The organism is Floridaenema evergladense BLCC-F167 (assembly GCF_041929205.2).
GTDB classification, from domain to species: domain Bacteria; phylum Cyanobacteriota; class Cyanobacteriia; order Cyanobacteriales; family Aerosakkonemataceae; genus Floridanema; species Floridanema evergladense.
In genome coordinates this window covers 1,690,901-1,704,537 of the sequence record NZ_CM171625.1, presented here as the reverse complement: position 1 = coordinate 1,704,537, position 13,637 = coordinate 1,690,901, and the positions used below count along the sequence as shown (strand labels likewise).

The window sequence follows — 13,637 nt, the reverse complement described above, 5'->3', positions numbered from 1 at the left end:
AGAGCTATAATCTTTAAATTAAGAGAGATTTTGGCTCTTTTGACCCACTCTACAAAGTTATCTCTAGCAATAGTTTGTTTGGTTGATGATAAATTGTATGAGAACTTTCTCATGTACTTCTCATAAAGGTCTTAAAAACTAATAACACAATTAAAGATGATAGCCGAATCGGAGAGGGCTACTCTGATACGCAAAGCTATCAACTTTAGTAGAATATCAGCATTGCTGATGACGATTAAAGCAAGATCTTGAAGTGTAAAAGAAGACTTCAATTCTGCTTATGGAATATTGAATTTGACCATGAAAAAATGCAAGCGTACATGGACAAATCACTAGTTTAACTAGCACTCCACTAAAAACGTTTTCAGCCGTTGACAGGTAACAGGGTTAGAACCCTGTTTTTTTGTTGTTTATACCAATTCTGTGTAAAATTGCACTTAATGATTGCCCCTCCCTGTGGACGGGGAGGGGTTTGGGGTGAGGTTCCGTACAGCGCATCCTCATAGAGAATTAGTATTAGCATTTAAGAAGTTTCTCATTTCAGTTTCATTTAAGTTTTATTGCCAGATTTGAAGCTATTTATAAAGCTTTGAAGAGGGTAGTATGTTAGCGATCGATCAACAAGAATCACTTCAACAACAGTGGCACAGTTTACCAGAAGATAAAATATCCTATTTATTAAATACAGATTTAGAAAATGGTTTAAGTAACGAAGAAGCAGTTAGACGAAAATCTGAATATGGACTAAACCAGCTTACTGCTAAAAAAGGAAAACCTGCTTGGTTAAAATTTATTTTGCAGTTTAATCAACCCCTGTTAATTATTTTATTAAGTGCCGGGGCAATTAAAGCAATTATTGGTGAATGGCTAAATGCGGGAGTAATTTGGGGTGTTACAACTACTAACGCGATAATTAGCTTTGTGCAAGAGTCTAAAGCTGAGGGTGCGATCGCAGCATTAGCTTCTGCTGTAAAAACTGAAGCTACTGTAATTCGGGATGGGAAAAAACTTCGCATTTCCTCAGAAGAACTAGTTCCTGGCGATCTTGTTTTACTCACTTCTGGTGATAAAGTTCCCGCCGATTTGCGCCTAATTAAAATTAGGGATTTACAAATTGATGAATCAGCTTTAACCGGGGAATCCGTTGCTGTAGAAAAAGAGATTCACGAAATACTTTTACCACCAGAAACCCCTTTAGCCGAACGTGATAACATGGCTTATGCTGGCGGTTTTGTTACCTTTGGACAAGGAACTGGTGTAGTTATCGCTACTGGAAATAACACCGAAACTGGTAAGATTTCTCAATTATTAGATCAACGAGTTCATCTGACTACACCATTAACTCGTAAGTTCAATCAATTTAGCCAAAATTGGTTGTTTTTTGTGCTATTTATGGCAACTTTAACCTTTGCGATCGGGTTAGGGCAAAGAAGTTTTAATGATGCGGTAGAAGCTGCGGTTGCTTTAATTGTTGGCGCAATTCCTGAAGGTTTACCAGCAGTAATTACCGTAACTTTAGCGGTTGGCGTAAACCGAATGGCGAGTCGTAATGCCATTGTGAGAAAAATGCCAGCAGTGGAAACTTTGGGTGGCGCAACTGTAATTTGTTCGGATAAAACGGGAACTTTAACCGAAAATCAAATGACAGTGCAAGGAATTTTAGCTGGAGGTTTACCTTTCACTATTGCTGGCAGAGGTTACAATCCAGACGGGAAAATTATGCTTAATCAACAACCAGTTGATTTAAAGAAAAATCCCACTCTGGAAGAATGTTTGAAAGCTGGTTTGTTGTGTAATGATTCGCATTTAGAACAGAAAAATGGCAGTTGGGTAGTAGTTGGCGATCCAACGGAAGGGGCGTTAATTAGTGCAGCGGCGAAAGCAGGAATGATTCAACAAGCGATCGAAAAATTGTATCCGCGCTTAGATTCTATTCCGTTTGAATCGCAGTTTCAATATATGGCAACGCTGCATAAAAACCGCACCGGAAATGTAGTTTATATTAAAGGTTCAGCAGAGTCAATTTTGCAGCGTTGTACTTCGGCATTAGATGCAGAAGGAACAGAAACCTCTGTAAATCACGAACTTATTGAACAGCGAGTTAATGACTTGGCGAAAAATGGTTTGCGCGTTCTAGCTTTTGCTAAAAAATCCGTGCCAATAACTCAAGAAACGGTGGATCATCCAGATATTGAAACCGGGCTAATTTTTATTGGTTTGCAAGGGATGATCGATCCGCCACGCCCAGAAGCGATCGCAGCTGTTCACGCCTGTCAAGGTGCCGGAATTCAGGTAAAAATGATTACTGGCGATCACATCACTACCGCCCAAGCGATCGCCCGCAGAATGGGATTTCGCAAGAATAAAAAAGTGATTGCTTACACGGGTGTTCAACTTGCAGAAATGAGCAATTCTCAATTAGCAAATGCGGTAGAAGAAGGTAGTGTATTCGCCCGTGTTGCACCCGAACAAAAGCTGCGAATTGTTGAAGCTTTGCAATCAAAAGGTGAGATTGTCGCCATGACAGGAGATGGGGTAAATGATGCCCCCGCTTTGAAGCAAGCAGATATCGGGATTGCGATGGGAAGTGGTACGGAAGTAGCAAAAGAAGCATCAGATATGATATTAACTGATGATAATTTTGCCTCAATTGAATCAGCGGTGGAAGAAGGGCGATCGGTTTATAAAAACCTCCTGAAAGCAATTTGCTTTATTCTGCCTGTGAATGGTGGAGAATCAATGACAATTTTAATTAGTACTTTGTTAGGTAGAGAATTGCCCATTTTATCTCTACAAATTCTCTGGCTAAATATGCTCAACTCTATCACAATGACCGTGCCATTATCCTTTGAACCAAAGTCAGCAGGTGTGATGAAACGCCCACCACGTCCGGTGAATGAGCCTTTCTTGACAGTGAATCGAATTAAGCGAATTCTAGCAATTTCTCTCTACAACTGGACGCTGATTTTCGGAATGTTTGAATGGGTACGCCAAGCACCTTGGGGTAGTATAGAATTAGCCCGGACTATGGCAATTCAATCATTAGTTATGGGCAGAATTTTTTATCTCCTTAGTATCAGTCAATTAGTCCCTTCTTTGGTTGCCAAATTTAATGGCTCGAAGGAAAAGGTTAGTGGTGCGCCTGCTTTAGCTGCTGGAATTGTCGTTGCAGTAATTCTGCAAATTATCTTCGCCAATTCTGAGTTTATCAACAATGTATTTAAGACTGCACCAATGAATTTAGATCAATGGTTGATTTGTTTGGGCGTGAGTTTACCAATGATTGCGATCGCTACCTTTGTCAACCGCTTCGATCCGCCAAACTAAGGGCTATGTAGTTGCGCTTTAGCGTTCTTATTACTAGTAGCATAAGAACGCTAAATGTCTATTTCTCTTGGACAATGAGGACAGAACAGGGAGAATGATGAACTACATAATTGCTGATGCTGCCCATGATAAATTCGCTGAAGCCGGAAAGACCGCGCCGACCCATAATAATTAAATCGGCATCCCAACTTTTCGCAAAGTCGCAAATCGTCCGACCTGGGCCACCATAATTAAGAGTGTATTCGGTAGGAACTCCAGCATCAACAGCTTCTTTAGCCCAAGATTCTAATAAACTTAAGTATTTTTGGCGAAAAAGCTCTTTTTCTTTCAGATAAGCTTCCACTTGCTCTACCATTGCAGCGTGATATTCTAAAGCAGAAATGTGTTGTGTAGCAATTTCTGTCAGACCCATTTCTTCGTCTGTGAGGACGTGCAGCAGCATTAAGGTAGCGTTATTCTGTTTTCCTAAATCTACAGCTGCATCAAATACTTGTTGATTAATTTTTGAACTATCTATTGCTACCAAAATTTTTTTATACATTATAAATCCCCTTATGTTGTTGAAGGTAATTTTTTGATCCAAAACTCGCTGCCTTGATTTGCCAAGATTTAGCGGTTTTTATTTACTGAGATATCAACAGTGAAAAGCTTTCGCTGATTAGCGTCGAATGATTGGGCTGGAATTGGCCTTTACTTCTAATTTTAAAGGATGAGGTGTGGGTCAGGGCTTTGTAAATCTAGAAGAAACAAAAAGAAATGCGAATAAATGTGTTGATGAATGATAAGCTAACGAATGCACTTAAAAAACTAATATAGGACGAGTTTAGATGGCTGGGTCAACCCAGATTCCTTATCTGTTACGGGCGGCGCGTGGCGAAGTGTTGGAACGTCCTCCTGTGTGGATGATGCGACAAGCTGGACGCTATATGAAAGCTTATCGTGATTTACGAGATAAGTATCCCTCGTTTCGCGATCGCTCAGAAAATGTAGATTTAGCAGTGGAAATCTCCCTGCAACCTTTCCGCGCTTTCCAACCCGATGGAGTAATTTTATTTTCGGATATTTTAACTCCCTTGCCCGGAATTGGCATACCTTTCGATATCATAGAAAGCCGAGGGCCAGTAATCGAGCCGCCGATTCGCAGCCTGGAACAGGTGAAAAACCTGAAACCTTTGGAACCGGAAACTTGTTTGCCGTTTGTTAGGGAAACTTTACAAATTTTACGGCAAGAAGTGGGCGATCGGGCGACGGTTTTGGGTTTTGTGGGTGCGCCTTGGACTTTGGCGGCTTATGCTATTGAAGGCAAGTCTTCCAAGGATTACACAATAATCAAGAGTATGGCTTTTACAGAGCCAAGCTTGTTACATGAGTTCTTGGGTAAACTGGCAGATGCGATCGCCATTTATGTAAGATATCAGATTGACAGTGGTGCTCAAGTGGTGCAGATGTTTGATTCTTGGGCTGGGCAATTAAGTCCCCAAGATTATGCGACTTTGGCGCTGCCTTATCAACAGCGAGTGGTGAAACAAGTGAAAGCTACTCACCCAGATACGCCAATGATTCTTTATATTAATGGCAGTGCAGGAATTCTCGATCGCATGAGTGAATCTGGTGTGGATATCGTTAGTGTAGACTGGACGGTAGATATGGCAGAAGCAAGAAAGAGACTCGGTGAAAATATGGGGGTGCAGGGAAATATTGACCCTTGCGTTTTGTATGGTTCTCATGACTTTATCCGCGATCGGATTTTAGATACAATTCGCAAAGCTGGTAAAAAAGGTCATATCCTAAATTTAGGTCATGGCGTTTTACCAACTACTCCAGAGGAAAATGTCGCTTTCTTTTTTGAAACTGCCAAGCAAGCTGATAAATTGCTCACCATTCATGCTTGAAATTCTGCACTAAAATTGGGGCATTGCAATAAGAAGATAGAATTTCAGAGGTGATAGGTGATAGGTGATTCTCTAGCAGGAGAGGCAAATAACCCGGAAAAACAGGAAAGCCTAGAGGTGAATTCTCCTGAAGTTTCTGTATCGGAATCTGATGACTCGAAAGCACCTGAAACCATAACTTCAGAGGCTACTTTAAATAGTTTAGTTTCTGAGGAAATTCAGGATAAGGGAGAGTCAGGTTCTCCCGAAATTCTACTAACTCAGTCGGAGGCGATCGCAATTCAGGACGCACCAGATTTGACAGTGGCTGAGACTTCCGAAACCAGGGAAATTCAAGCAACTGGAGAGTCAAGTTCTCCTGATATTCCGCTGGCACAAACGGAGACGATCGTAATTCAGGACGCACCAGATTTGAGCTATTCCGAAAGTTCAGAAACACAAGAGTCAAGTTCTGCTGAAATTCCTGTGGCGGAAACGGAGGCGATCGTAATTCAGGACGCACCAGATTTGAGCTATTCTGAAAATGCAGAATTATCGGAAATTCAGGAAACCGAAGAATCAAGTTCTGTGGGGGAAGCGGAGGCGGTAGTAATTCAGGAAACCCCAGATTTAAGCGATTCTGAAAGTTCAGAAATACAGGAAATTCAAGAAAAACCGGAATTAAAAGTTTCTCAACCAGCTACGGTTTCTGAACCAATAAAAACTTCTGTTGAATCACCTTTACCTATCGCTTCTGAAACTGCGCTAAATCCAAATAAAGATTGCTTACGCATTTTACTTACTGGTGCTAGTGGCTGCATAGGTCACTATATTGCCGAAACCTTAATTAACGAAACAGAACATGAGTTATTTCTGTTAGTTAGAGACCCCAGAAAGTTAAGAATTGACTGTAATTCGCGTCCAGGAATCAATGTTGTCCAAGGGGATATGAAATATATTTCTCGCTTGGCAAAAATGCTGAAAACAATTGATTGTGCAATTTTAACAGCAGCAGCTTGGGGTGGTCAGCAAGAAGCTTTGGATGTTAATGTTTTTAAAACCATGCAGTTGTTGAATTACCTCGATCCAAAGGTGTGTCAACAGGTAATTTATTTTTCGACTGCAAGCATTTTAGATAGACATAATCATTTACTTAAAGAAGCAAGAGAATTAGGCACTGAATATATCCGTTCTAAATACGAAGGTTTGAGTAGAATATCAAAATTACCAATTGCCGATCGCCTTACTACCCTATTTCCTACCTTGGTGTTAGGAGGAGATGAAAAACATCCTTATTCGCATATTTCCTCTGGTTTACCAGGGTTAAAAAAATGGATTAATTACATCAGATTTTTCAAAACTGAAGGCAGTTTTCACTTCATCCATGCTAAAGATATTGCCCAAGTAGTTTATTACTTACTGAAAAATCCTCCTAGTCGAGACCAAAAAAATTGGTTAGTGTTAGGAAATCAACCGACAACTGTAAATCAAGCAGTAGAAGAAGCTTGTGAATATCTGCAAAAACCGATTATATTTCGGGTGAATTTATCTCCTTGGTTAGCCGATATTTTAATTTGGTTGTTCCGCATTCAAATGGCAGCTTGGGATAGATTTTGTCTGGAATATCGTCACTTTACCTATACAAATCCCATTAATCCAGCTACCTTTGGTTTACCAGTTTATTGTCCCACAATTAAGGATCTACTGAAAACTAGCGGCATTAGCGAACCCCCGCAAATCACACTGAACTCAGCGAATTATAACTCATCCAAAGCTGTTGAAAACAGAATTAAAGATTACAAACAAGCTTTTGACGATCGAGAAAAATGAAGCTATTTTGTAGTAACGATTAGTGCCAATAATCGTTTCTAATACACAAAATCAAATAATAAGCTAAAATCATCTAGAACACAAAGTTATAACACCTTAGATTTATCTCTAAGTTCAATCCAAAATTTAAAATTGAATGACCTGGAGTGAGGATGAGTATTATGAAAGTTCTGTTAGTTTATCCCCAGTTTCCCAAAACATTTTGGTCTTACGAGAAGATTTTAGAATTAGTCGATCGCAAAGTTCTATTACCACCTTTGGGATTAGTAACAGTAGCAGCTATTTTACCGCAAAATTGGGAATTTAAGTTAGTCGATCGGAATATTAGGACTGTCACCGAAGCCGAATGGGAATGGGCAGATTTAGTAATTATATCAGCAATGATCGTCCAAAAAGAAGACTTTATTGCTCAAATTAAAGCCGCAAAAAAACGAGGCAAAAAAGTAGCCGTTGGTGGCCCTTATCCTACAACTTTACCAGAAGAAGCACAAGCAGCAGAGGCCGATTACTTAATTTTAGATGAAGGGGAAATTACCCTACCAATGTTTGTGGAAGCAATTAAAAATGGCGCAGAAACCAGAATATTTCACGCCAATGGCGAAAAACCCGATGTCAGTAATACACCAATTCCCCGCTTTGAATTATTAGAATTTGATGCTTATGATTCCATGTCAATTCAATTCTCACGAGGTTGTCCTTTTCAGTGCGAATTTTGCGACATAATTGTTTTATACGGTCGCAAACCCAGAACCAAAACCCCACAACAACTTTTAGCTGAATTAGATTATCTTTACCAATTAGGTTGGCGTAGAGGAGTGTTTATGGTTGATGATAACTTCATCGGCAATAAACGCAACGTCAAACTGTTACTTAAAGAATTGAAAGTTTGGCAAGCCGAACATGGCTACCCTTTCCGATTTAATACCGAAGCTTCCGTAGATTTGGCGCAAGATCAAGAATTAATGGAATTAATGGTGCAATGTTATTTTGATGCTGTATTTTTGGGAATCGAAACACCAGATGAAGATAGCCTCAGTTTAACTAAAAAATTCCAAAATACGCGCAATTCCTTAATTGAATCAGTCCAAAAAATCATCCAGGCTGGACTGCGCCCGATGGCAGGATTTATTATTGGGTTTGATGGGGAGAAAAATGGAGCAGGTAAGCGAATAGTCCAATTTGCTGAACAAACAGGAATCCCCACAGTAATGTTTGGAATGCTGCAAGCTTTACCGAATACAGCCTTATGGCAAAGATTAGAAAAAGAGGGACGGTTACGCAACCAAAATTGCAATATTAATCAAACAACTTTAATGAATTTTATCCCAACTCGTCCTTTAGAAGACATTGCTAAGGAATATGTAGAAGCATTCTGGGATTTGTACGAAGCAGAACAGTTTTTAGATAGAAATTATCGCTGTTTCTTAATGCTAGGTGCGCCAAAAGTGAAAGCTAAATTTAAAATGCCCAGTTGGATAGATTTACGGGCATTATTAATTGTAGTTTGGCGACAGGGCATCAAACGGAAAACTCGCTGGAAATTCTGGCATCACCTATTTAGTATTATCAAACGTAATCCCGGAGTTTGGGAACATTACTTAACTGTTTGCGCCCACAACGAACACTTTTTAGAATATCGTCAAATTGTGCGTGACGAAATCGAAAGACAGCTAAATGAATTGCTGGCAGAAGAGGCAAAATTATCATCTGCAACCGCCAGAAAAACAGCGTTAGCCAGTTAACCCAAGTTGCTAAATATATTAAAATTAAGTACGTTGTTGCGCTTTAGCGCTCTTAACCGAGTAATAGAGCGCTAAAGCGCAACAACGTACCCATTTCTCAATTTTAGATTAGCTTGGTAGCTCTAAGAGCAAAAAACAAGCCAAGAGCTACTGCGTAAGCGCCAAGCAAAATCACCGCGTAAGATACTACAGCCATTTGTGTTCCTCGTATTTGGGTCAGGATTTAGATAATGCAATCTGTTATTGATGTTAATTTACCGCAGAATCGTTATGAAATAGCGATCGTACCCGGAAGTTTAGACAATTTGGGCACCTGGATGAACGGAAAAGAAAGCAAACCGTTGCATTTGGGCGAAAAAGTATTGTTAGTTTCCAATCCGGCAATTTTTAAACGTTATGGAGAGAGGGCAATTAAATCTCTCACGAATGCTGGATTTGAAGTATTTTCCGTCAACCTGTCTGCTGGCGAACAATACAAAACCCTGAATTCTATTGTCAAAATTTATAATACCGCCTTAGAAAACCGTCTAGAACGTACTTCAACAATTGTAGCTTTGGGCGGAGGCGTAATTGGCGATATGGCAGGCTTCGCAGCTGCTACCTGGCTCAGGGGAATCAACTTTGTCCAAGTGCCCACCAGTTTACTAGCAATGGTAGATGCAGCTATAGGCGGAAAAACCGGAGTAAATCATCCCAAAGGGAAAAACTTAATAGGGGCATTTCACCAACCTAAATTAGTATTAATCGACCCACAAGTTTTGAAAACCCTACCCCCTAGAGAATTTCGGGCTGGCATGGCGGAAGTAATTAAATATGGAGTAATTTGGGATGCCGATTTATTTGCCAAATTAGAAGAATGCGAAAAATTAGACCAACTGCGCTATTTGAGTGAAGAAATGTTGCAAACCATCCTCACCCATTCTTGCCAAGCAAAAGCAATTGTGGTCGGAAAAGATGAAAAAGAATCAGGTTTAAGAGCTTTGCTAAATTACGGTCATACTATTGGTCATGCTGTAGAGAGTTTGACTGGTTATAAAGTAGTAAATCACGGCGAAGCAGTAGCAATTGGTATGGTAGCAGCAGGTCAAATTGCTGTAGATTTGCGGATGTGGAGCAAGGAAGCAACAGAACGGCAAAATGAGTTAATTAAAAAAACTGGTTTACCTAGTAAATTGCCTGAAGGTTTAGATATTGGGGAAATAATTGACTCTTTGCAATCTGATAAAAAGGTGAAATCAGGTAAAGTGCGGTTTGTTTTACCAAGGCGAATAGGTGAAGCAACAGTAACAGACCAAGTTCCCCCAGATGTGCTAAGACAAGTGTTATTGCAAATGCAGTAAAAGCTGGTTAGGCAGAATAGGGCGAAATTTAGTTAAACCTAAATTTTGCCCAAACTAATAATTACAAAGAACTACTTTTGCTTGCAAAATTACACTCTAGCCAAGGTCACAACTTCTGCTTGGTCTTGATATTTACCTAATCAATTACCTTCTTCCTATCATTTTTGAAGTTAATGCAGATATACCAATTGACATACGCCTATTTGGTTTATTGAGTCATAATCTAATAATCAAAATTATGTTCTACAATTCAAATACGGGCAATAGTTACTGTGTCTGGTTGATCTTGATATTTTCCCTGACGATCTTTGTAACTAACAGCGCAGGGTTCGCCTTCTAAAAACATTAACTGTACTATCCCTTCGTTTGCGTAAATACGGCAATCAGCACTGGAAGCATTGGATAACTCAAGAGTCAAATAACCTCGCCAAGCTGCCTCAGCAGGAGTTACATTGGCAATTATACCACAGCGAGCATAAGTACTTTTACCGATGCAGATTACTGTAATATTGTCCGGTATTTCTAGCTTTTCCAAGGAAACTCCAAGGCCGTAGGAATGAGCAGGAAGTATAAAATAAGACCCATTGCCATCTTGGTGGAGTTTGGTCGTTACCAAGTTTTCGGGATTAAAGTTCTTCGGATCAACTACAGTACCAGGAATATGCCTAAAAATGCGGAAATCTGATGGGGACAGCCTAATATCATAACCAAAGCTACTCAAACCAAATGATATAAGAGGTAAGTCCCCAGCACGACGCATTTGCTGAGGCTCGAAGGGTGAGATCATACCCTTTTGTGCCATTTGAGTAATCCAAATATCGTTTTTAATCATAGCTTTACAAGTAATCACGAATCACATCAGAAGTACTAGGATACCGCATTTTCATTAAACGTTGGACGTTGAACAGCAACGAAAAGACTTAGCTGGTTGTGATAAACCTGTAGATTATCAGTAGCACCACACAACCGACAACGCTTATCGCGTTCAATAACTTTACAATCATGTTCTGAATTATAATTACAATAATGTAAAAAAAGTTTTTTAGGGTTTACAATAAAATCTTCAAATTTATCTAATTCAGCCTTATTAAGAGATAGAAAATCTTCAAGAACCTCTTCAGCAATTTCGTCAACTAATTTCCAATCATCAGCTGTTATTTCTTTTGTCATAACTAGCAAAACCAATTACTTTCAGATTTACAAAAAAGTAATATTGTCAGTGTTCGTCATCGTATTTGGATTAACAAACTTGGCGAACACTGAAACATCAAGATATATGCCTTGGCTTTGTGTTTAGTTTCGGTCGGGTACTTAGCAAGTAAAGTCAAGACTGGCTTCAATTAAGGACGATGACTGCGGCGAATTTCGGTAATTTGATCTGCCACATCCAAAATTGCGGCTGGCATTTCTGGCCCAGTCATAATAATATCGACTTGATGGGGTCGTTTAGCAATAAATTCTAATACTTCCTTTTCGGGAATTAAACCAAAATTTACCGCTAAACTTAACTCATCTAGTACTACCAAATCATACTTTCCTTCATCCACGACTTTTTGTGTGTACTTCCACAAATCCCGCAGAGAATTCATCTCTACTTCATCCAATTGTGGCGTATCAATGCAGCGTGGTAAGTCGCAACGCACCCAATCTAAATTTTGTCCTAAACGAACCGGATGTTGATATCCCTGATTAATTCCTCCTTTGAGGAATTGCACTACTAAAACAGGCGTTCCTTGTCCAGCAATTCTTAATGCTTGTGCCATGACACTGGTGAAGAAACTGCGATGGGAAGAGGTGAATACTTGTACCAGTCCTTCAATTTCCGGTAATAGGTCAGGTTGTGTATTGTCGGAACTTTCACGAACAGAATTAACAGTTGGGGTTTCTATCTGGGATACCATAAGTCAACAATTGATGGTTAGGAACCAGCTGACAGCTTTATTTGTTAGCGCTGCCATTTGGCTTATCTTCCAAAATATAGTGTATTTTTTGCTTTGTATCCATAATACAACACTATATATACAATTAAGTCAATACTAAATTGGTCGGGAATTTCTTAATCTTTAGTAATAACTAGGCATCTATCATTAGTAGGAAAATACTAAGGTGAATTAGATGTTAAGCTGATGTCGATTTTTCGTACCAATTTTGGGGAGAAGTTGTGTTGTGAGATTAATAATTTTAGGGGGCGCTGGTGCGGGGAAAAGAACTCAGGCGCAAAGGTTATCTTCTTGTCTGTCTATTCCTTGGATTTCTACTGGGGATATTTTACGGGATGCGATCGCCACTGTAACCCCATTAGGTAAGCAAGCGCAAACGTTTGTGGCAAAGGGCGAACTGGTACCTGATGAGATTATGATTGAGTTTATGCGTCAAAGGTTATTATTACCTGATGTTGCTAATGGATGGATACTTGATGGTTATCCGCGAACGGCTTTTCAAGCTGAAGAGTTAGATTTTTTGTTAGAAGATTTGGGACAACAGCTGAATTGGGCTATTTGGTTAGATGTACCCCAGTCTGTTTTAGAGGTTCGTTGTTTAAAGCGGGGACTGATTGACGATCGACTAGATATTATCCAGCGACGGATTCAATTATTCCAGGAACGAACGCTTCCAATTTTAGATTACTACGGTTATCGTCAAAGGCTTTTATCTATTGATGGCGAACAAACTCCCGATCGAGTGCAGCAAAATATATTAGAAAAAATTAGTCAAACTGCTGTATCCTAGTTTAAATTTCGAGGCAAGTGCGATGTCTTGGCAACGTCCTGATGGTAGAGAACCATATCAATTACGCCCGATTCGGTTTGAGCGCAATTTTACTCGTTTCGCTTCCGGTTCGGTGTTGACTCACTGCGGGGATACGCAAGTTCTTTGTACTGTGAGTTTGCAAGAAGGTGTACCTAAGTTTTTGGAAGGTAAGGGACAGGGTTGGTTAACTGCGGAATATCGAATGCTTCCGGGTGCGACTCCCCAACGTCAAGAACGGGAGTTTATGAAACTTTCGGGTAGAACTCAGGAGATTCAAAGGTTAATTGGTCGTTCTTTAAGGGCGGCTTTGGATTTGAATGTTTTGGGGGAACGAACTATTCTGGTTGATGCTGATGTTTTGCAAGCGGATGCTGGTACGCGAACGACTGCGATTACTGGGGGTTTTGTGGCTTTGGTGGATGCGATCGCAAAGTTACTAAATGAAGGTAAGTTGGAGCGATCGCCAATTGTTCACCAAGTCGCCGCTATCTCCGTCGGACTCTTAGAAGGCGAACCTTTCCTCGACCTCAACTATTCCGAAGATGTCGTCGCTGAGGTTGATTTTAACGTGGTAATGAATGAAAACCTCTCCATGATTGAACTTCAGGGAACCGCTGAACATGGTTTTTTCACTCGCACTCAACTGAATCAATTACTCGATTTCGCCGAAAAAGGCATTCGTGACCTCTTGGAAATGCAGCGGGAAACCTTGGGTCTTTCCCTTAGCTAAGTCTGAAATGCTTGTGTAGAGGGCTTTTCACTTTGAGAAGGGGGTT

At 40.1% G+C, this 13,637-nt stretch carries 12 protein-coding genes; 7 read left to right on the top strand and 5 right to left on the bottom strand.

From position 1 onward, the window contains the following. Positions 1 to 603 precede the first annotated feature (603 nt). On the top strand, positions 604 to 3,327 hold the full coding sequence (locus tag ACE1CA_RS08105; RefSeq protein ID WP_413278891.1) for an HAD-IC family P-type ATPase: 2,724 nt from the start codon (positions 604 to 606) through the stop codon (positions 3,325 to 3,327). Positions 3,328 to 3,385: 58 nt separating this feature from the next. On the opposite strand, the gene ACE1CA_RS08100 is transcribed toward ACE1CA_RS08105, so the two are convergent. After that, a complete protein-coding gene (locus tag ACE1CA_RS08100) occupies positions 3,386 to 3,868 on the bottom strand; it encodes a universal stress protein (RefSeq protein WP_413278892.1) in 483 nt (160 codons plus the stop codon). A 286-nt stretch (positions 3,869 to 4,154) separates the two neighbouring features. Between ACE1CA_RS08100 and hemE the strand changes: the two genes are divergently transcribed. The 3 genes from hemE (at position 4,155) to ACE1CA_RS08085 (ending at position 8,770) form a co-directional block, all read left to right on the top strand. Next, the gene (hemE, locus tag ACE1CA_RS08095) at positions 4,155 to 5,219 is read left to right on the top strand and encodes a uroporphyrinogen decarboxylase (protein ID WP_413278893.1); all 1,065 of its coding nucleotides are present in this window, start codon (positions 4,155 to 4,157) and stop codon (positions 5,217 to 5,219) included. Between the two features lie 57 nt (positions 5,220 to 5,276). Then, entirely contained in the window at positions 5,277 to 7,028 is a 1,752-nt protein-coding gene (locus ACE1CA_RS08090) for an NAD-dependent epimerase/dehydratase family protein (RefSeq protein WP_413278894.1), read from the top strand. A gap of 161 nt (positions 7,029 to 7,189) precedes the next feature. Beyond that, positions 7,190 to 8,770: a B12-binding domain-containing radical SAM protein gene (locus ACE1CA_RS08085; RefSeq protein WP_413278895.1), complete on the top strand. Its 1,581-nt coding sequence runs from the start codon at positions 7,190 to 7,192 to the stop codon at positions 8,768 to 8,770. Between the two features lie 103 nt (positions 8,771 to 8,873). On the opposite strand, the gene petL is transcribed toward ACE1CA_RS08085, so the two are convergent. After that, positions 8,874 to 8,966, bottom strand: a complete 93-nt coding sequence (petL, locus tag ACE1CA_RS08080) for a cytochrome b6-f complex subunit PetL (RefSeq protein WP_413266017.1) — start codon at positions 8,964 to 8,966, stop codon at positions 8,874 to 8,876. A gap of 34 nt (positions 8,967 to 9,000) precedes the next feature. Between petL and aroB the strand changes: the two genes are divergently transcribed. Then, positions 9,001 to 10,110, top strand: coding sequence for a 3-dehydroquinate synthase (gene aroB, locus ACE1CA_RS08075; protein WP_413278604.1), 1,110 nt, complete (start codon positions 9,001 to 9,003; stop codon positions 10,108 to 10,110). A gap of 250 nt (positions 10,111 to 10,360) precedes the next feature. On the opposite strand, the gene dcd is transcribed toward aroB, so the two are convergent. The 3 genes from dcd to ACE1CA_RS08060 all read right to left on the bottom strand — a co-directional run bounded on the left by dcd (position 10,361) and on the right by ACE1CA_RS08060 (position 12,011). After that, entirely contained in the window at positions 10,361 to 10,942 is a 582-nt protein-coding gene (gene dcd, locus ACE1CA_RS08070) for a dCTP deaminase (RefSeq protein ID WP_413278603.1), read from the bottom strand. Between the two features lie 35 nt (positions 10,943 to 10,977). Further along, positions 10,978 to 11,280: a hypothetical protein gene (locus tag ACE1CA_RS08065; RefSeq protein WP_413278602.1), complete on the bottom strand. Its 303-nt coding sequence runs from the start codon at positions 11,278 to 11,280 to the stop codon at positions 10,978 to 10,980. Positions 11,281 to 11,450: 170 nt separating this feature from the next. Next, positions 11,451 to 12,011: a P-loop NTPase family protein gene (locus ACE1CA_RS08060; RefSeq protein ID WP_413278601.1), complete on the bottom strand. Its 561-nt coding sequence runs from the start codon at positions 12,009 to 12,011 to the stop codon at positions 11,451 to 11,453. 265 nt (positions 12,012 to 12,276) lie between these two features. Here ACE1CA_RS08060 and ACE1CA_RS08055 point away from each other — a divergent pair, with 265 nt between their 5' ends. Together ACE1CA_RS08055 and rph are read left to right on the top strand one after the other, a co-directional pair. Further along, positions 12,277 to 12,840, top strand: a complete 564-nt coding sequence (locus tag ACE1CA_RS08055; RefSeq protein ID WP_413278600.1) for an adenylate kinase family protein — start codon at positions 12,277 to 12,279, stop codon at positions 12,838 to 12,840. Between the two features lie 22 nt (positions 12,841 to 12,862). Then, positions 12,863 to 13,591, top strand: a complete 729-nt coding sequence (rph, locus tag ACE1CA_RS08050) for a ribonuclease PH (RefSeq protein WP_413278599.1) — start codon at positions 12,863 to 12,865, stop codon at positions 13,589 to 13,591. Positions 13,592 to 13,637 lie beyond the last annotated feature (46 nt).

Excerpts from the sequence above, each read along its gene's own strand:
- hemE (WP_413278893.1), top strand. The coding sequence starts at position 4,155 with ATGGCTGGGTCAACCCAGATTCCTTATCTGTTACGGGCGGCGCGTGGC.
- ACE1CA_RS08085 (WP_413278895.1), top strand. The coding sequence starts at position 7,190 with ATGAAAGTTCTGTTAGTTTATCCCCAGTTTCCCAAAACATTTTGGTCT.
- aroB (WP_413278604.1), top strand. The coding sequence starts at position 9,001 with ATGCAATCTGTTATTGATGTTAATTTACCGCAGAATCGTTATGAAATA.
- ACE1CA_RS08065 (WP_413278602.1), bottom strand. The coding sequence starts at position 11,280 with ATGACAAAAGAAATAACAGCTGATGATTGGAAATTAGTTGACGAAATT.
- ACE1CA_RS08060 (WP_413278601.1), bottom strand. The coding sequence starts at position 12,011 with ATGGTATCCCAGATAGAAACCCCAACTGTTAATTCTGTTCGTGAAAGT.
- dcd (WP_413278603.1), bottom strand. The coding sequence starts at position 10,942 with ATGATTAAAAACGATATTTGGATTACTCAAATGGCACAAAAGGGTATG.
- ACE1CA_RS08100 (WP_413278892.1), bottom strand. The coding sequence starts at position 3,868 with ATGTATAAAAAAATTTTGGTAGCAATAGATAGTTCAAAAATTAATCAA.
- petL (WP_413266017.1), bottom strand. The coding sequence starts at position 8,966 with ATGGCTGTAGTATCTTACGCGGTGATTTTGCTTGGCGCTTACGCAGTA.
- rph (WP_413278599.1), top strand. The coding sequence starts at position 12,863 with ATGTCTTGGCAACGTCCTGATGGTAGAGAACCATATCAATTACGCCCG.
- ACE1CA_RS08105 (WP_413278891.1), top strand. The coding sequence starts at position 604 with ATGTTAGCGATCGATCAACAAGAATCACTTCAACAACAGTGGCACAGT.